13 protein-coding genes and 1 pseudogene are annotated in these 19,448 nt (G+C 58.1%); 6 read left to right on the top strand and 8 right to left on the bottom strand.

The annotated features are described in order from the left end of the window. The 5 genes from NKH33_RS31550 to NKH33_RS31530 all read left to right on the top strand — a co-directional run bounded on the left by NKH33_RS31550 (window position 1) and on the right by NKH33_RS31530 (window position 6,082). Complete coding sequence (locus NKH33_RS31550) at window positions 1–1,209, top strand: agmatinase family protein (protein WP_352923329.1); 1,209 nt, start codon at window positions 1–3, stop codon at window positions 1,207–1,209. A gap of 2 nt (window positions 1,210–1,211) precedes the next feature. Continuing rightward, window positions 1,212–1,751: a hypothetical protein gene (locus NKH33_RS31545; RefSeq protein ID WP_352923326.1), complete on the top strand. Its 540-nt coding sequence runs from the start codon at window positions 1,212–1,214 to the stop codon at window positions 1,749–1,751. Window positions 1,752–1,798: 47 nt separating this feature from the next. Beyond that, window positions 1,799–2,392, top strand: a complete 594-nt coding sequence (locus tag NKH33_RS31540) for a HupE/UreJ family protein (RefSeq protein WP_352923323.1) — start codon at window positions 1,799–1,801, stop codon at window positions 2,390–2,392. Window positions 2,393–2,730: 338 nt separating this feature from the next. Further along, complete coding sequence (locus NKH33_RS31535; RefSeq protein WP_352449789.1) at window positions 2,731–2,853, top strand: hypothetical protein; 123 nt, start codon at window positions 2,731–2,733, stop codon at window positions 2,851–2,853. Window positions 2,854–3,685: 832 nt separating this feature from the next. After that, window positions 3,686–6,082, top strand: a complete 2,397-nt coding sequence (locus NKH33_RS31530) for a hypothetical protein (protein WP_352923320.1) — start codon at window positions 3,686–3,688, stop codon at window positions 6,080–6,082. A gap of 21 nt (window positions 6,083–6,103) precedes the next feature. On the opposite strand, the gene NKH33_RS31525 is transcribed toward NKH33_RS31530, so the two are convergent. The 4 genes and pseudogenes from NKH33_RS31525 to NKH33_RS31510 form a co-directional block, all read right to left on the bottom strand. Continuing rightward, window positions 6,104–9,181, bottom strand: a complete 3,078-nt coding sequence (locus tag NKH33_RS31525) for a hypothetical protein (RefSeq protein ID WP_352923317.1) — start codon at window positions 9,179–9,181, stop codon at window positions 6,104–6,106. A gap of 1,192 nt (window positions 9,182–10,373) precedes the next feature. Next, complete coding sequence (locus NKH33_RS31520) at window positions 10,374–13,070, bottom strand: TIR domain-containing protein (RefSeq protein WP_352923314.1); 2,697 nt, start codon at window positions 13,068–13,070, stop codon at window positions 10,374–10,376. A 279-nt stretch (window positions 13,071–13,349) separates the two neighbouring features. Continuing rightward, the gene (locus NKH33_RS31515) at window positions 13,350–13,721 is read right to left on the bottom strand and encodes a hypothetical protein (protein WP_352923311.1); all 372 of its coding nucleotides are present in this window, start codon (window positions 13,719–13,721) and stop codon (window positions 13,350–13,352) included. 529 nt (window positions 13,722–14,250) lie between these two features. After that, a pseudogene (locus NKH33_RS31510) lies at window positions 14,251–14,601 on the bottom strand (transposase); the annotation flags it as partial. A 228-nt stretch (window positions 14,602–14,829) separates the two neighbouring features. On the opposite strand from NKH33_RS31510, the gene NKH33_RS31505 reads away from it, so the two are divergent. Beyond that, window positions 14,830–15,504, top strand: a complete 675-nt coding sequence (locus NKH33_RS31505) for a uracil-DNA glycosylase (RefSeq protein WP_352923308.1) — start codon at window positions 14,830–14,832, stop codon at window positions 15,502–15,504. A gap of 3 nt (window positions 15,505–15,507) precedes the next feature. Here the strand turns inward: NKH33_RS31505 and NKH33_RS31500 are convergent, their stop codons facing one another. The 4 genes from NKH33_RS31500 to NKH33_RS31485 form a co-directional block, all read right to left on the bottom strand. Beyond that, the gene (locus NKH33_RS31500) at window positions 15,508–16,686 is read right to left on the bottom strand and encodes a nucleoside triphosphate pyrophosphohydrolase family protein (RefSeq protein ID WP_352923305.1); all 1,179 of its coding nucleotides are present in this window, start codon (window positions 16,684–16,686) and stop codon (window positions 15,508–15,510) included. A 14-nt stretch (window positions 16,687–16,700) separates the two neighbouring features. Further along, window positions 16,701–17,351, bottom strand: a complete 651-nt coding sequence (locus tag NKH33_RS31495) for an Nmad2 family putative nucleotide modification protein (protein ID WP_352923302.1) — start codon at window positions 17,349–17,351, stop codon at window positions 16,701–16,703. Between the two features lie 7 nt (window positions 17,352–17,358). Next, complete coding sequence (locus NKH33_RS31490; protein WP_352923300.1) at window positions 17,359–17,850, bottom strand: TIR domain-containing protein; 492 nt, start codon at window positions 17,848–17,850, stop codon at window positions 17,359–17,361. A gap of 861 nt (window positions 17,851–18,711) precedes the next feature. Next, window positions 18,712–19,448: hypothetical protein (locus tag NKH33_RS31485; protein WP_352923297.1), on the bottom strand; the 737-nt coding region annotated here is incomplete at its 5' end.

Raw genomic sequence — 19,448 nt, 5'->3', positions numbered from 1 at the left:
ATGCACAGAGATAGTCCAGAACGCCGGCATCGTCGCGCCGGGCTCACCGACCACCAGCCACGCCAACGCTTCCACCATCCGAACTTCGAGATCCGCGACATGCAGGGCTGGAAGTCTATCGAGGCGGAAGGAAAGCTGCCCGAGGACGGCTGGCGCAAGGAACAGAAATGGGCACTCGACATGGGCCTGCCCGGATCGGATTCGATCATCGACAAGTCGATCCCGACATTCGCGCGAGGCGAGTTGCCGCACTTCGCCGGCATCAACACCTTCCTCAAGGCGCCCTATGTCGAGAACGTCCGCGATGTCGGCAGATATGACGCTGCCGTCATGGGCATTCCTCTCGACAGCGGCACCACTTACCGGCCCGGAACCCGCTTCGGGCCGCAAGGCATGCGCCGCATCTCGGCGCTTTACACGCCTTACAATTACGAGCTCGGTGTCGACCTGCGCGAGCAGATGACGCTTTGCGACGCCGGCGACGTCTTCACCATCCCCGCCAATCTCGAAAAGAGCTTCGACCAGATCACCAAGGGCGTCAGCCATGTCGCCTCGTCCGGCGCGCTGCCGATCATGCTCGGCGGCGACCATTCGATCGGGTTTCCGTGCGTGCGCGGTATCGCCGACGTGACCTCCAAGCGAATCGGCATCATCCATTTCGACCGCCACATCGACATCCAGGAAAAGGATCTCGACGAACGTATGCACACGACGCCCTGGTATTGGGCGACCAACCTGCCGAACGTCTCGGCCACCAATCTGGTGCAGCTCGGTATCGGCGGCTGGCAGGTGCCCCGCTACGGCGTGGCCGAGGCGAGAAAGCGCGGAACCAACGTGCTGACGATCTCCGATATCGAACAGATGGGGCTGGAGAAGGCGGCCGAGATCGCGCTCGAGCTCGCATGGAAGGACACCGACGCCGTATACATCTCCTTCGATGTCGACAGCATCGATTGCGGTTTCGTGCCGGGTACGGGCTGGCCGGAGCCCGGTGGCTTCCTGCCGCGCGAGGCACTGAAGCTGCTCGGGCTAGTGTCGGCGCCCGGCATCTGCGGACTGGAAGTGGTCGAGGTGTCGCCGCCCTACGACACGTCAGACATCACGGCGCTGTTTGGCGTGCGGGTTGTCGTCGAGGCGCTAGGCTCGATGGTCGCGCACGGCAATCTCGGCAAACACAAATCCATCATCGACAAGCCGACGAGCTTTTGACCATGCACGATGATCATCACCACCACAGCCATGATCATGGCGACGGTCACCATCACGGGCCGAACGGTCATCATCACCATCCCCACCCCGTCGGCCACAACGGGCCGCCCGGCAAGCCGTTGCAATGGCAGACACCGCATCTACCGCACGACCATGCGCCCGAACCCGCCGACGCGCGGGCGACCGATCTCGATCTCGTCGAGATCGCGTTTCTCGAAGGGTTTTCGCGGGCGCCCGACCCGTCCAGTTTCCTGCGCCTCGCCGGGATTCCGTTCGTCGGCGAGACCGCCGACGGCGTGCGGCTGCATCTTCTGCGCGTCGAGACGCAGGACATGGTCGATGTCGGCGCCGTCATGCCGCTGATTGGTGGCGCCGGCGTCACCTATCACCCGCTGCCCGCGAAACTGACGTCGCGCCGGCGCCGCCTGGCCTTCGTCTACCATAACGGCCAGGCACAAACGCCCCTTGACTTCGGCGAGGCGCGACTTCTGGCCGACAGGTCCGGCGCCGCACAATTCACCATGCCAGGGGCCGGACAATGAGCACCGGCCTTGAACCGATCGCACCCCTATCAAACAGGTCCAGAACCATGAACAGAACGCTTTCATCCTTCGGTAGACTCGCCCTGGCAGCCGCCACAACCCTCATCCCCTCATTGGCCTTCGCCCATAGCGGCGGTTTTCATGCCCACGGGTTTGTAGACGGCCTTCAGCACCCGCTGACCGGTATGGACCACCTGCTTGCCATGATGGCTGTAGGCATCATTGCCGCTCGCGCCGGCGGCAAGGGGATCATCATCGTGCCGTCGTGCTTTGTCTCGGCGATGCTCGCTGGCGCCCTGCTCGGTATCGCCGGCATCGGCCTGCCCTCACTGGAAACCGGCATAACGCTGTCGCTGGTGGTCTTCGGCGCGATAATGGCGCTTGCCAAGCCGCTTCCGCTCGCTGTGGCCGCCTCGCTGACTGCTCTCTTCGCCCTCTTCCACGGCAATGCCCATGGCCTCGAAATTCCCGAGACGGCCAGCGGCATCGCTTATGCAATCGGCTTCGTGGTCGCTACTTCGGCTCTTCACGCGACCGGCGCGTTAGCCGCCCTGACACTTCGGCGCTGGCCGCGAGCCATCCGCACGGCAGGCGTCGGCACGTCGTTGGTCGGCGTGGCGCTGGCGGCACAGATCATCTGAACCGCAGCCCATTCATCTGCGATGAACAGGAGGCGAAGGCGTGATCAGCCGGCTAACCGTTTGGCAGCGCATTCGAAACGTGCTGTACCAGATCCTGAAGACCCGGTCTGAGCGACCCTGATCCCATCCGGAGATTGAGGCTAGCAGCTTGCCGTAAGCCGCGCGCGCGTACGGAGCGGTCCGCCGTGGGTCGCGACTAACTTCCTAGCTGCAGCCGGACCGTCTTGCCTGACGTAGCCGGCCTGTTCCCAGCTACGCCAAATGATCGCCGTCGTGAACTCCGTGCCGGCGAGCGTGACTTGGTCGTCGCCGCTGCTGGCGGCCTCCCGGGCGAGGTCATGAAGAACTGGCGTGTCAAAGCGCCGAACACATTCGATCGCGAATTCGGCTTCTCACGCATGGGCTACGAGATCGCCGCAGGGTGGGGTGCGGCGATGGCCGATGTAGCATCCAGACAGTAATTCGAGGTCGATTGCGTAGGGGACTATGCGCGGCTTTCTATTCCGAACACCGTGCCGGCGTCGTTCAAGCACTTGATAAACGATCCTGACACTCCACCGGCGGTTGGCAACACATCTGCGGCCTCCACAGGCCCACCATAAGTCAATAAAATCAAACGCTATGGACGGCGGTTCGCCAGCCTTGACTTGGCTAACCAAGTGCAACAATGCCTCTAAATCATTGAAAGATAACGATAATGGTGGGCCCGGAGGGTCAGCGTTTTCCACACAAAATCAATACGTTAGTGGATGGTTCGCCAACCCGTTTCCTTCGTATTCTCTCGTATGGTCTGGCGAACCTAAGGATCAAGAGGAGGATTAATTTTCCTGCAAGTGGTGTCTCGTTTTCCCGCAAAGTCGATGAACGCTTGTTGACTATAAGGGTATATGAGCGAGGCTGGTTTGGGCCGGGTATGGACGGCTCTCCGTTGGCAAGGGTTCTATTTGAGCGCTCCGCAGTTGCTGGTTGGTGCGGCCATGTATCCGACCTGTAGTGCGGCTCTTCACATGCTGGCCACAATGCCATTCGCGCGGCTCAGGTCCCGATCGAAAGCTCGCACTCGAAGGTGCACGGCCCAATTGGTTCTCCTGATCCGGCGGTATCAACCGGCTTTGTGCATTAGCCCTTTCCAACCTCGTCGGCGTTCGCTCGCCTTGTCTCGTTCTATGAGATGACTGGCTGCCTGAATCGCTCGCCGCTTGTCAGTCATTGAAGCCTGGGCTTGTAACCAAGGAGGGCGTTTACTAGCCGGCAAGAACGCGTATGCTGATTTGACGTTCCGGACGGCGCTAGATGGACACGGTCAAGATCCTCAACGCCCAGCTCCTCAAAAGCGAGGAGATCATCGCGTCTTTCTATCTGGTCCTCGATTCCTCGAGCGGCCTGCCGGCGCCCAAGGATTTGAAGCGGCTCCATACTCAGCTCAATTCCGAGATCGCGAAACTGATACGGATCGTCCGTGACCAGCCCGAGACCGTGAAGCTCGCGACCAAGGCGGCGCACCTCAAGGTCCACCGTGCGCTCAAACTTCTCGGCGGCGACCTGTTCCTCGTCGACCTCGAAGTCGCGCGCGCGGCTCCGCCGCCGGCGCCTGGAGGCCAGGGCGGCGAGGAGGAGCTTGTACGCGCCGCATTCGGCAAGTTCCTGCGCGAATGGGTTGCCGCAAGCCCGCTCATCCACCCGGACACCGCCCAGAAGCTCTGGCCCAACATCCGGAACTACAAGGCTCTGGCAGGCGCCCGGGTGATCGGCGAGAGTTTCGAGACGAGCCCCTTCGACCCCAAGCCCGTTTCGCCGCTCGAGCTCGCAAGGGATGCCGTGAAGCGCGAGTTGAGGCGGGTCAATCTCAACGATCCGATCCTCAGCGACGAAACCGTCCATCTCGTTGGCATGGCCTATGTCCTAGGACAGGTCGAGCTCGCGATGCGATTCCAGAACGACCAGAGCTATCAGCGCTACGTCTCCGACTGGTATGAGGTAGCAAAGCGGCCCATGGCGGCGATCGTCGAGACGGTCGGCTGTCTCGATCCTACGATCCTTCAGACCGTGCGGGACGGCGATCCCTTTTCCCTCGACTGGCTGCAGCGCTTCCGCCGCGATCTTCTGGCGACGCTCGCGCTCTTCTACTCCGTGCCCGACTGGCCGTGCGCGACCCTTGCGGGCTTTCCCAAGCCCAGCGGGCATCCTTCCGAAATTGTCGGCGTCAACAACGTGACCGAAAAGACGACCCTGCGCAACGGCCTCGCTTTCGACGACGTGCCCGCCAACCGGCAGGACATGCTGGGATATCTCGCCGACACGGGCTTTCCGTTGATCTATCCAAGGCGCGGGGTTATGCCGCCGAACGGGCCGCCGAAGCGGTTCGGCCGCCTTGCTCGCGCCATTCTTGTGCGCTCAAGGCGCCAAGCCTTCGAATATCTGCGCCAGATCCGCTTCAGCGTCTCGGAGACCATCTGCGAACAGCAAGAACTGATCGCCGATCTCCTTGCCATCGAGGCGGTTCGAGACGCCTTTCGAGGGACCGTCCAGAAGGAACCAAGGCTAAACCTTATCGACCGTAAGAGTCGCGGAAAGGCGTTAACGGCCGCCATGCGCTCCTTCGCCGGACAGCTCAGCCACGACCAGGCCTTGCTCCTGATCATCGGCTTCATCGACCGCTATCTCCATTACTTCACGCGGCATACCGGCGACAATATGCGCGACGAGGGCAAGAACTATCTGTCGAGCGCCTGGCCCACCGACCTCAACGGGCGGCAGTTCATGGATTGTGGCATCTATGCCGTCGAAACGGCCTTCGACCTGATGCGAATCGCCCAAGCCGCCCGGGGCATGACCTTGAGGTTCCGCTTCCTTCTCATCCCTGAACATGTCGCCCTCGTCATCTATCATGAGGAGACGAGCTTTTGCGTCAACAATGCGGACGTTGCCGTGCCCCGCCGCTTCCCCCAAGGCGCCGTCGACCGCGAGGCCGCAGCCGGCCTTGGCTGGGCGCCGGACATCACCCAGCCGCTTTACGACGCGCGCTTTGCGATCGTCGTCGCGGCCCTTTCGCCAAAGTCCTTCACCTCGCGAACGTCGGAGGGCCTGTTCACATCGTCGATCTGGGCGACCTACAAGTCTCACATAGGATTCGGCGTGACGCAGGCCGTCAGGCAGGATTTCTTTGAGACGCTGAAGTCGTTCGACGCCGGCTGCGCCCTGCTGTGCGGCTACCTCATCGAGATTTTGAGGATCGAGCCGACAGTCGCCACTGAAAAGGAGCTTGCGACCGACCTCGATGCGGCAACCGCGCTTGCCGATCATCTCTATAGGATGATCCAGGTGCTCGCGCATCCCTTGGTATATAGCGACGACAATGCATTGGGGCTCATTTCGACCGTCATGGCCCATGTGTCGATCGACGACGCGCTGGTGCAGCGCACGCGACTGAACCGCCGCCTACCGGTCTATCGGTTCATCGAGATGCTGAAGCAGGTGAAGTCGCCGACGCCCGTCCAGCAGCAGCTAATCGCACGGAATATCGACGGTGCGCACATCGACGAGCTGAACCTCGCCTTCAAGGGTGGCGGGACCCGATCCAAGCAGGATTTCCAGACTCTGCAATCGATGCTCGGTTCGGCGCGTTCCGGAGTCCTTCCGTTCGTACGGAATGCGCCGCCTCGCGTCTTAGCGCTCGTCCAGCGGCCCTAGGGTCCGGGCGGGGACAGCAGTTCAGGGAATGGCGAGCAGGCCGATATTTTCCTTGAGGATGACAAGCTCGGTGGGGATCCGAACCAGCCAGGGAGCGCCGTAAGGGACGCTTCCCGTCGCGTAGGCCGCGCCCGTGTCGGTCACCTGTTCGTACGGCCGGTCGAGCCGGATCTGCTGCTGGACCGGGATCGCCTCAATGACCTGATAGCGGTCTCCGCCGATGAAGACGTCGCGCCCGAGATCGCGGTCAGACGGCGTCCAGCGGCTGTCGGAATTGATGGTGACGAGATCGTTGGCCTTGGCAACGGAAAGCGTTCCGCTGCCTAGCGCCAGGTCGGCATTCTTCTCGACGATGAGATCGAGCCAAAGCTGCGGGTTCTGGCTGTCGGCCGGGACTTCGCCCGGAGCCGGGCTTGCAATCCGCTCGACCTCCGGTTCGGCCGGGTCGGAATCGAGATAGTGAAGCACGCGCTCCTCATAGCCTGGAGTAATTGGCACGATAACACGCGCGGCGCCGGCCTGGAGGAAGGCCGTGTGGCGGAAGTCGGTCCCGGTTGTCGCCAGTCGCGCATTCCAGGCGGACCGTCTTCCCCAGAAATAGGGGTAGAGAAAATAGCTCATTTCGCGCCATTCGAAGGCTTCCTCGAAGAAGCTCACGATCGGCTTCTGTCGGTCGCTGACGACGGGATCGATCTCGGGTTGATCGCTGACATTCACTATGGCGTCAAACAGTGGACCGTCGAAGGTTTCAACGCGCATCGTCTTGATCGCCCACTTCTTGAGCTCGTTGCGCTCGACCTCGCGATTGACTGCCTCGCTTGCTCCGCTGATCTCGAACAGAGCAGCGTTCTGTGCGGCCGCCTCGAGCACAGCCCGGTCATATTGCTGTTGGAGGCGCTCATGCGCGTCGACGACCTTTTCCCAGGTCCTCAGCTGCCAGCTGGTCATCGCCTGTGCCGTGCGCTCGCAGCGCAGCGTGGCGTGGAGCGTCAGCGTTTTATCCCAATGGCCATGCGCCATCATCGAGACTGGAACGCCGTTCGGCCATTGGGCGGCCCGTTCGATCATCCAGTCGGCATCTTTGCTGTAGCCGATGGATTCGATGACCTCTCGGCCTCCAATGGCGACGTAGAGGTAGATTTGGTCGGTCGAGACCGAAGTGAGTGGAATTGACGTAAGGCTGGCATGGCCAGAGATGGGCTGGTAACCGTCCGGGATGGCGATCATCGCAGCGATCGTGTCCTCAGATTCGCCGCCATCTTCGTCCTCGCTGGGCTCTGACCGCCACGTGTATCCGACGTCGATGAATTGTGCCGGCGGGGGCTCGACACCTACTGCGCCATAAGACTTGGCGATGCACAGATAATTGGTCGGATGAATATCGAGCGGACCGAGGGCAAGGGGCGCAGGCTTAGGCACCGAGATTCGAGTGGCCTGAGCCTGCGAGAATAAAGAGAGCCCTGGCTCAGGAATGTGAAACTCGACCATCAGCCGCGTGCCATAATGGCGCAGCCCGACTTCGTGAATCTTCTCGACCCAACAAAAGACGCCGCTGATCGCTTTGGGTGGGGTGTTGCTTCCGCTTGCTGCGAGGTTCTTTAGGGAGTGCAAGTTGAACTCCCGCACCGCTTCCGTGATCGTCGTCCGCCTGAGCTCGCGGACGGATTCGAAGGTCTTGTCGACCGTCTTGGAAATGATTTCCTGGGCAACTTGCGAAGTCGCTGACCGCGATTCCGACTTGTTCCTGTCGAACGCGGTATCGAGGGACGTGTTGACGGTCGTTACGCCATAACGGCCGGAGAGGTTCACCCCCGCCTTTATCGAGAATTTCTCGTCGATGACGGTATTGACCTGCGTCTGAAGCTCGTGCCGATCGGTGGTCTGCAGATCCTTCTCCCGTGTTTGTTCGGTGAGTGTTGTCGTTTCGGTGACCTGCTCGGTCGTCTGCTTAAGCTCGTGCTTCCTGGTCTTCTCTTCACCCGGCATGACATTCTCAATGTGAGCGATCTCACGAGCTTCGTATCCGACCAGGCGTTCGCGGGCGACGATCAAGTCGCCCCAGCCGATCGCACGAACGGCCGGACGCTCATTTCCAACCGGGGCTGCGGAGGGCGAAGGGAGCGTCGTAGCTTGCTCGCTTTCGAACACCTTGATCTTGGCACACAGATCATTGGCCTCGACGAGAAGGCCATCGACATCAAGGACACTGCCAAAGAACGTGCCGAGGCCTAGTTTCCTCGCGCCGAGCCCTGTCCCGCCAGCCCAACCTCCGAGTATCTGCTTCTCAGTTGCCGTAAGCCGATTGTCGAGTTCCTTGAAAAAGGCATTGTCGAGCAAAGGTGGAAGGCGGGCTGCTCGCGATTGCCCGTTGGAGAAGGCGCTGCGCGTATTCGCATTTGCAGGTGGCCGCTTGACCCTTTGCGCGCTGCTGTTGGCCAAGTTCTCATAGTAGAGCTGGTTGGCCTTCGTTTTGATGCTCTCGCGGATTGCGACGTCCTGTTTGATCTCGGCGAATTTCCTCTTATCCGTGGCAATTGTTGGACTAGCGCTGGTGCTCGGTGCTTGAGCCTTATTCGCCGCGTTGAGGAGGTACTGGGGAAACACAAGTTTCGCTTCGAGCAGATCAGCGATCACGCCGGGGGCCTTCAAGGGTCCGGGATCGGCAAGAAACTGGTTCCAGAGGCGGCCAGCCTTTATTAGCCGTTCAGCCTGGCCAGCGAGCGGATTGTCTTTGGAGATACGCGCAATGAGCCAAGTGTCCAGCAGCTGGGTATATTCAGATCCTACCGCCTTCGCATCGACGTCACGGTTCGCCGTCTGGAAGGCCGCCAAGGTGGAGACCAACACCGACTTCGGCTTATCGATCGCCTTAGCGAGTTTTTCGAGCTTAAGCCCCGTCATTGTCTTTGCGCTCAGCGCTACTCCTGCAGGCAAGCTGGAAAGGACTTGAGGATTGGGGCTGCGAAGGTCGAGATTGGCGGTCTTTAGGATCGGAGTGACGATGCTGCCGCTTGCGCCCGGCACCGGATCGACGGGAGCGCTCCCAGTCGAACCTCGGAGGCTGACCAGGTTGAAGATGTCAGTGTCAGCAGTGCGCATTGCTCACCCCACACCATCAGTGTTCGCCAAGCAACCTACCACTGTTCGACGTGTATGCGAAATTCAAGCTCTCATGGAAGGTGTCGGCCCATTTGGTCCCCAGATTGGCCTATCGTTGATGGAAGAATTCCAGCCCGGAAGGCCTCAGGTGCAGCGCATGACAAGCGAGGATCAAAGGCGGTGCTTCACTGTAGCATCCTGCTACATGAGGACCCAGCGCGCCTCCACCCTTGCTGAATACGCCAGCGGGAGGGCCGGCATAAACGCGTCGCCAGAGCCACGGGAGTCCACTTTGGGCCAAACCCGGACATCATGCCGCCTGAGCCGAATGTCTGCTTTCGGGAAATGACGAAAGAGACCTCAATGGCGGACTTGCGGCGCAACGCCGCCATTCGGTTTAAGGTAATCCGATTGGCGAATGGCTGAACCAGCTCCTTGACTACCTTGGCGAACCGCACCGCAAGCTATTGAGCGATAACGAATTTGTTAGTCGCTGAGGGACATCTTTTCAACGAAAACAATCAGTTAAATTAGCTGGTGGTTCGCCCAAGCATATCCTTCGTATGTTCTCAAATGGTCTGGCGAACCCGAGGACAATAAGGAGGAATGAACTTGGCTATCGGGCTCTTGACCACAGCGCACGCAGCGGTTCTTGCGGCCCGCCTGAGTTTCACGGGCATGATGCCCACTCGATTGTTCAGCCCATGATAACCGACTGATTTTGAAAGGCAATTTATTCTCGTTCAACACAGATACCGTCGAGCATACCGTCAAAAATCTGGGCTTTTGATTTCATTGGGGAATTTTCGCTGTTCGCGAATTCTTTGCTTTCGCGGGCTATCGTTAGGACGAGTCGATTTTTTTCTTTCGCAGACTGGCATTGATCCCCTTGGCGGCGTGGAAAAATACGGTCATTGTCGAACCGCTTGCGTCAGCAGCAATGCCACGCGGCGACGCGTAAGGCGCCCGATTTGCTAGGTGGCGCGCCAAGGTGCGGAAGTGCCACACATTATAGGCGGCCGTTTGTGAAAGTTCAAATTACGGCCACCTCTTTCGCGAGCGCTTGGAACGAAACTCGTGGACTGTCTGGCCGTCGATAATAGTATACACGGCGGATCTTCACTCGCGTATGACCATCTTTCCGCTGAACCAGATTATTTTGGCCCAAGGCCTGGGCTAGAACCTTTCAAGCTCACTGAGCTGTTGGCTGAGCATCGGGGCATAGCAATTCAAACTCCTGAAACTCACCTATATAAGCCTTCCATTCCTCCCTGGTCAGGTTCCGATTGGCACTCCGACAAATTCTCGTCTGCCAAGACGCTCGATCTAAATCCCACAGAACTAATGTTCCATCTGCCACTCCGGACACCAGCGTTCTTGAATCTTTGCTGAAAGCTAAAGATAGAACCGCACCGGCATGTCCATCAAGGATGATCCCGGACGTGTCCGGGCTGTCGACATTCCAAAGTCTGATCTCTGTTCTTGGGGACGCAGTCGACGCCAAAAACTGCCCATCAGGGCTAAACAATACCTTGTCGACCGAAGCGATATGGCCGACCAGCGGTTTTGGCTGAACCGGCGGTGAGGCTAGATCCCACAAATAGACAAGATTATCCCAACCGCCCGTGGCCAAGCGCCCTTTACCGAGCGTTCCCTCTAGGGCGAGACTCGATATTCCTTTCGGGTTGGCATCGCTCTTTGAGAGGGTTGGCATGGGACCCATGGTCCACAAGCACTTGGCTGTCGATGCCCATCCACACGCCGCCGCCAGCAACTGACCATCAGGGCTAAAGACCGGTTCCAAACTAGGATTGACCGGTTCCGTGAATGACATTGGTCTGGGGGCAACGTCTGTTGCGTCCCAAAGGGTCATCCTGCCCTCAGCGCTTACCGACGCAAACGTCTCCCCATCTGGACTGGGGTATGCAGCCCCCCCTGCGTTTCTTAGTGATACACAAGTAGGCTGTACCTCCGCCAAATTTGTCCGACATAACTTTGCATATCGGTCACTAGATAATAATTCCTGATCGCCTTTGATAAAGTGGACGTAAAGAACTGAGGAGTCGTGAGCTTTTGTCGACGAACGTGGTTGCTGCGTTGCCAGGTCCCATATCTGCAGGTATCCGGCCGAATCTCCAACTGCCAGCACTCCACTGCCCATAGCCAGGGAAGTGGCGGCATTGGTACCTTTTGCAAGCACCTGCCCAATACCTGTCCGACTATCCAGGTCCCAAACACGTACGTCACCGTCACTACCACCGGTAGCAAGCCAATGGCCTTTGCGATCCACTGCCACCGCAGTTACGCCCATTTGGACAAGCGGTTCGAAGCCAGCAAGAGGAGTACCTGAAGACGTATCCCAAAGCCGGACGGTATTGTCTTTGCCAGCTGATGCCAGGACCGTGCCGTCGGCGGAAAACGCAAGGCTTGTCACATCAGATAGATGCCCGTTCAATGATCTCGGCTCTCGCATTCTCGCCGCCGTGTCCCACAACTGAATCTCACCGGACGCAGTCCCGACAGCAAGGGTAGACTCGCTAGGACTAAAAGCTAACGTATGAATATAGACTCCGGCATTCATCGGCTCGCCATCGGGAGCGAGATCTATCGACGACCACAATCGGATTACACCAGCTCCGCTACCAGAGGCTAACAGACTATACCGGGGGCTATAAGCTAGCGCATAATACGGCCCATCATTTACGTCATGCCCTGTCTGTGATGCAATTGATCCCCCAGTGTCTATACTAACGATGCTAAGAAATTTCCCGTAGTGAACCGTGGCGACCCGATGGGCGTCTAGCAGCACAGCTCTCCACAGATTCGGCTCGCTTATGTTCAAAACTTTTGGATTTACCGGTTGCTGAGTCAGATCCCAGACCAGAACTCGATTGTCGGCGCCGGCTGACGCAAGCAACTCTAGATCACCTGCAAACGCGACACTTTTCACCTCCGCAGTGTGGCCCCGCATTGTTTCACCATGACGAGCCAGATCGGATAGGGACCAGCGGGCTACGTCGCCGTCGGAACTGGCTGCGACGAGGAACTTTCCGTCGGGACTAAAAGCCAAGTCGCTCACCGCTCCCAGGCCCGCCCAAACACTCGTAAACCGCCTGGAGGGATACTGCAAAACGTCCAGGAGAGCCCGTTCTGTTGTAGCGTTGTCATTGATCCGGATGGCCGCGAGACTAAGCAGCTCTGCTCGATCCAATCGTCCACTACGCTCGTTCAGCGCCTTTGTGGCCAATAGCTCCGACAGCGCTAGCCGCGCCTGTTCCTGCGCGATAGCGCGCTCATGCGTTGCCCACAGCAATCCTGCTAAAGAAGCGAGCGCCAAGACGAGAAGCGATACTGCAATGGCTTGAAATACCCGGAGACGGCTTTTGTCGCGCCTTTCGTTTCCAAGCTGTTTCTCAATCGTCGTGATGATTCCAGAATACGGGAAGCGCTGTAATGCTTCACCAGGTTGAGCGACCCTTAGGTAGTATTGTAGCCTCTGTGCAATTGGATGATCAATTGATCGCTGTAATTCGTCGTCAAAATCAATAACAAGTACCTTTGGGTTCTCTTTTCTTGATTCTAAATAATCGGTTACTTCCTCCAGCACCCAGTCTGGACCATCAGCACCCGAAGCCCGACGAGCATATAACTGTGCGGAGCTGATCAGAACCAAGATCGTCGACTTCGAGACGTTCCGCTTGGTGGAGTGAGGGAGTGAATCACCGGAGACATAAACACGCTGATCGAGAAAACAACCAATGCCCTTTTTCTGAAGAAGACCATAGAGCGCCTTTGCATACTGTTCCCCGTCGCTTCTTCTATGGGCGATGAATACGTCATATCCCCACAGGGCATCTACCCAATAGGTTAAACTCCGAATCCAACTCAAGGCCGAAACAACTGACCCTTGGCTCCAGCCTGCCTGTTTGGTGCCCGGAAGAATAGGGTTCGACATATCCCTGTCTCGCAGCTGCTAGATCGCTAGATCGGTGACTGAGCTATCACCAGATAAGCAATGTCAATAGATTGCAGATTGCCGTTTTTTGCACAATCCTTGGTCAGCGTAGCCAAATCCCGATACTCGCCTGCTTCCTCCGTCGGCCGATCGAATGGAAGGTCGGCGGGTTTACCCCCTGATAACCAGGACACGTAATAGTTGCCGGAACGGTTAAGAAAATCCCAAGAGAACGACGGTAGATCTACTTATTGTAACGTAATTACGACGGGGCTGGAAATCAATATAGGTCGACACCGGTCCCCAGGAATCTTGCATGCTATCATTGTCCTCTTGTCTTCTATTCTTCCTGACCTCTTGTGCCAAGTTCATCAACTCCTCGATGTCTTGACCCGAGGTGAGTTGCACGTCGATCCCGTGCTCGGTCTGCATGAAGTAGGGACCCCGGCGGAATGCCTCGATCAAAAAGAGCCTCGCGGCCTGTTCCATTTCACGCGTCGTTCGGACGGGTTGGCGGCGCCGCGCCTCGAGGTCCTTCCTGACGGGTGCTCCCATGGCATCCAGCACCGCGTTATAGGTGGCCATGGAACGGTCCCGGTACTGTCATAGACGCTGAGCTTGGCAAGGGGCCTGAGGATCGCCGGCTCGTACAACATGCGCCAGGTCATGTTCCTTCCACGTTCGAGCTCGACACGCGCGAACCGGCTGACCAGTAGAAGGTATTTGTCGACTCGATCTGCTAGCGGCACGTGATCGTAGTCCGCGAGGGGACTGTCCACGCCAACGAACGCTTCGAGCGCACGGAAGTAGACTTCCCAGTCCCTGGCGCGGCCAGTCCGGCAAAGCTCCTCAAACCTGGCTTGTGCTTCGTCTACGCGAGCGGCGGTCTTCAGCTGATCGAAGGCACGATGGGTCACCCGTGCGACAATTCCGGGCAGCGCGACGACGCGGAGGGCAGGCGGCAGGCGGGTTAACAACTCCTCTCGCAGCTCAACGTTGGTCGCAGGAAGCAGGAGTAGCACTCGAGCGCAGTCTTCGGCCGACAGCGAGTTCCAGTCCAGTCCGGCTGTCCTTCCAAACCACCCGGCGACGAGCTGCACGATGTCCTCATTCTCTTCCCTCGTGACCACTCGATATCAGCACGCGCCTGCTCAAGGGCGAACAGCGTTTTTTTGAAGCTCAGACCTTCGCGGCGCAGGGATGTCCAGACCGAATTGTGCGAGACCTTGACCCCGCGCGCATCCAACTCGTCCTTCAGCCGATGCAGCGTCAGATCAGAGGTCTGATTGATCCGCTCCACGCTGAAGGCCCGATGCGGCTCCAGAACGCGCTTGCGGTGTCCGCCCATCTTGCCCGGCGCCACCGAGCCGGTGGCACGGTAACGCTGCGACCACTTCACCGCAGAGGAAACTGCAACGCCAAAGCGCGATGCCACCGCACGGCAGTTCTCGCCCGCACCAACCGCCTCACAAGACGCTAAGCCGCCGCGAGCGAGAGGTCATGTCGTTAGTCGTTTCAGGGCCGTTGCGACTACCTCCCAGGACACGGTCTATCTCTTCGATTGTCGTGCGCCATGATGGCTGATTCCCTTGCCTGGAGCTTTGTGTCATAGAGCGGGCCTGCAGTGATTTGCATCGCAGCGCTGTTTGCAACAGTGTGCACCCGTGATTTTGCCAGATCGGAGATTGATGGCGTGAACGTCAACGATTTTCTCGATGATCTTTCGGGGCTCAGCTTTCCTCATGCCTTCAATCCTTACTCTGAGAAGTGCGCCCTTCACGATATTGACGAGGCCCCGGCTATCCGGCGCAAGAATCTGGAGACGATACTGCTCGCTGCGACAACGAACGGAATCGATTCGCTCTGGATCGGTCGTGACCTCGGCTATCGCGGGGGAAGGCGAACCGGGCTTCCTCTGACAGACGAGGCCCATTTATCATCCCATGCTGCGATGTTCGGCTGCACCTCACTTTCCCGCGCGACGAAAGGCCCAATGGTTGCAGAGCGCACCGCGACAATCATTTGGCGCATGCTGGAGAGTATCGGACGCCCCGTGTTTCTGTGGAACGTGTTTCCCCTCCATCCCCACGAGGAAGGCGACCCTCTTTCCAACAGATGCCACACAAGGGCGGAGCGCCAGGCTTGCAGGAGCCTGCTGGTATGGCTCCTGCGGGCTTTGAACCCGCGGCATGTAGTTGCCATCGGCAAGGATGCGCAAAACGCGTTGTCCGACCTAGATATTGCCGCAGTTGCAGTGAGACACCCAAGTTATGGGGGGCAGGCCGAGTTCATCGCCGGGATCACCACACTCTACAAACTGCCGAAGGACAGACGCGACAACCCGCAACTGTCGCTGTCGCTCACCTAGAACTCACGAATTCGTGGAGTAGCCGAGCGTCCTGTTTTCGAGGTCCGCGGTAACAACGCCGCCCCGATTGGCCTGAAGTTCGCGGAAGACTTCATAGCCCGACAAGATGGCCTCCTCCCAAAGCCACAGCGGCATGCTTGCAACCTCGTAGCCTTCAACGAATTCTCTGACTGTTTTCAGAAGGCCATAGTCCAGGGCGGGAACACCCTCGAACAGATTCAGGCGCTGAGCGTGATTGAACACCCAGGTGGAAACGCCTTCTTCGATCAACACCGCACGCGCGCCGTCCTCGACCTCGTCGATTTTCGGAACGCTCTTTCGCTTGCGCTTCAAAAGGCGTCTCAGATTGGGCGACCATCCGAGTTTCGCGGCGAATGCCATGTGGAAAGCATCGTGAAATCTATAGTCGTCGTCTTCCATACGGTTGTCCGTCAGCCTGTCGCCGAGCGGGCTCCCGTCATAGAAAGGCGTAACCTGCCTCTTCCCGGGTTCGCCATTTTCGACGAGCGTCAGGGAAAATTTCCGAGGAAACTGCTCGTGCTCGGGGAAATCTGCGTCCAACAGCGGCGGATAACGCTTCTGCTGTGGCCAGCGTTCATACGACTTCCGGAGATTTTCCGCTGCCGCATCAGCCAGGCTGAGCCCGGCTTCCTCTGCGGCATCCCTAAGGTTGCGCAGAATCGCAACGAGCCTGCCAACAATGGAGGCCTGGTTGTCTTCCAGGCGACCGGCCTGAAAATCGACGACCAGAAGCCCGACCTCTGAGGCAAGCTTCAGCAGCCGTCGCTCAAACTGGCTGCTCGGTTCAGACGCCCTGGCTGCGACGGATTTCTGCAGATCGATAAATTTGAGATCTTCAGGAGCGGAAAATTGCCAGTCTTCGACCGGCCGATCAATGTTGTGTCCTACATAGGCGAGGCTGATGTTCGACCTGCAGGCTATCGCATTCAGATACCACAACGTATCGCCGAACTCCTCGATCACGGTCTTCTGGTAGCCAATATAGGCGGTCTTATCCCGTTGCTTCTTTTTTACTTCGCTCAATATACTGCCGGCTTCTCCGAAAAGGCCGAGAAGAGGGAAGGACAGACCCCGGTCGGTCTTGAAGAGCTTGTCCGTTTTGTGGGCAGCTTTCTGGTACCCATCAAGCGTCAGAGTTCCTGCCGAAAACTCGCTCATCATGAGAAACCTTCGTGCTAATCGACGATTTTATCCATGCGCTTCGAGTAACGCGAACTGCTCTTCATGAATTGATACGGATCACCGATAACGGTGTTGGCGCGTCCTTTGTATTCGGCGTGTATCCAGTCCAGCAACGGCTGGGCTTTTGCTAATGTGAATTTTCTGTGGCCGATCCCGTTGAGATAACCGAGCTGATTGAGAATGTGATTTGGAATTGCAGGAGCCGCATCGCCAAAATAATAAAAATTGCGCGAGGTCAACACCCGGTTTGTCTGGGTGTCGTTCTTGACGTTGGACGGTTCGGGGCTGCCGTCGATCTGGCTGTGATGCGAATCTTCCTGGACCCAGGCCGTCGTTCCTGCGGGCTGATGGTAAATATTGTCGCCCATGATCGTCTTGCGACTGCCGTTGCGGACTGGCCGCTTACAGAGATACTCGTGATCGTGCCAGTAGGCGTTGAAGGTGAGCGTGTCGGTCACCTGCATCGCATAAATGCATCGACCGACCGCTTTCAGTTTTGCACCGCCCATGCCAATGACCCAATCGCCAATCTGAGCCGTGTTGCGGATCCTGGGTTTGCATGTCGCGAGCGTGCACACGCCGTGGAAAGGATTGGGGGCAAAACCAAAATCTCTCGCGACGACGTACATGTAGACGTTGGGCATAGAGGTTTCAGCACCGCGACGTTGGAGCGGCATGCACAGGTTCGCGCGGCGTGCTGCTGCCTGGGTCCTCGAAAGGACTGTCTTTACCTTCGATGGCGTCAATGATGCTGGCAGAGTTCCAGTTCACCAGAGCGTTTCCGTATTTCTCGAACGCGGGCGGGATGTCGGCCCTCGTCCCTCCATAGGCATAGACGCCCACGATGCGCTTCCCCAATTCATTTGCCTTGTTGATTTCCCAATCCACCCATGGCCGTTGATGTGTTTCCTTGCCGATCAGCACGATCACGGTTCCGGCCCACGACATCTTCATCCGCAGCAGCCGCTTGAGCGTTCTTTCCGGAATTTGTTTGGCGTCCAAGCGGGCTTGGTTGGACGGCTTCGCTCGGATCGAACTGTTGCGGATCTCGAAGCCGTTGCGGCCGAGCAAGTCGGTCAGATTGGTCACGTGGTCATCATCAGCATGGTGATGGCTGATGAACACGTGCCGACGCTGCGACATCTTCGATACTCCTGGAGAGTGCTCCGAACAGGGCCACAGTGTGTAGCGAGTCGCGTACAAACGCTAGTAATCTCACCGTTGCTAGCCCGAGACTTCCGAATCCGGCGAATTGATTGGACAAAAGCAGCTTTGTGGGATGAACCGTTGCCGGGGCAACCGCCGCGCCTACCTACTTCGACGAACATGAATACGAGGGCCCTGTCACGGTCGAAAGTTTCCTGGATGGCGGGGTCTGGGCGAACAATCCCGTACTGCCCGCCATCGCCGAGGCCGTACGTCAGCTCAACGTGCCTCTGGAGCGCATCGACGTGCTCAGTGTCGGGACGACGAGCAGTGAAGCGGATTTCAGCGCTGCCCTTCGAAAGGGCAAGGCAGGTTGGGCACCGGAAAGCGCGGACCTATTCTTTGCGGCGCAGGAGCAAGGGGCAGCCAAGCTCGCCGCTAGTTTCGTGAGTTCTGCCCGGTTTCTAAGGATCAACGAGTAAACCTCTAGCTCAATATCGCTGGATGATACACAGGCGATCAGCGACCTGATTCGACGCGGTTCGCAGGCCGGCCAGGACTCGTTCGCCGTTGTCCACTCGCGGTTTCTGGACGGCAATTACGCAGCCGACTGGCGATCCTAGTTGCATGGAGAAGAGGCGTAGGAGCGGCGTCATCGACATCCGCTCGAAGCTTCGTACCATGGAGTTTAGAGTCCGCCCCGTTGGCAGGCAGTGCAAAAAGCGCGAAGAACTCCCGGTCCACGCCACTTGGCGAGCGAGTGGCGAAAAGAGATTGCGTTCTGCCTGGCCGGCCAATCGCGAGATGGGACCAGAAGTACTGGAGGCACCATGTCGGATCCAACACACCACTCATGGCTCAGGAAGGCTCAATCTTGCCATAAGCTTTTGACGAAAGGAACTGCAGCAATTTGTGATGCGGACCACCCGTTAATTCAAAAATCCGGTAGCTAAGTGGGGCTTCAATTTCGATAGAATATTGTTTAATCGACGCTTCACCCAATGTAGATGGAACGACGACCGTGAAGGGGTCAGTTAACGTTGTCTTGAGGGATGGAATAGGCAATTTCGCGTCGAAGGCGGCTTCGAGTTCTTTCTCGGTCCACGAACTATGAGTGCTCTCTCCCACATATGGGTCATGGTCTCTCTTCCGGGGCAGCGCCAGTTCCAGTGACTTGAGGAGGAGCCGCTTTACAGTCGATCGGTCTTTTTCCAGACTGAAGTTCGCACTGGGAAGAAGCGATGCCAGCTCGTTTGCCGCGCCCAGCACCGCTTGGGAGATGAAATTCGCCGACAACGCTTCATCACCATCGTGGTACACATTTGCAGCAGGGCGAGCTCGCGTCGCTACCCAATTGCGCAAAGCTACGAAACGAGTGTCCTGCACTTCGTCGCACACGATTGATCTTGTGAGACAGGCAACGAAGTACTCGTAAACGCACCATCCTCGATCCACATAGTCGGGGGCAGCCAATATAACGACATTCCTAAGCAAATGATGCATATTCTCAGTACGCATCCGGTGAAGACCGCAGACGTGCGCATCCGGCAGCCAGGAGAACCTGAGCACCGGAGTGCTGGGGTCAAGCTTTCTTT

This window comes from Mesorhizobium sp. M1182, assembly GCF_040318335.1.
Lineage (GTDB): Bacteria > Pseudomonadota > Alphaproteobacteria > Rhizobiales > Rhizobiaceae > Mesorhizobium.
The sequence above is the reverse complement of the archived record's forward strand: the minus strand, read 5'-3'. Positions and strand labels throughout refer to the sequence as shown.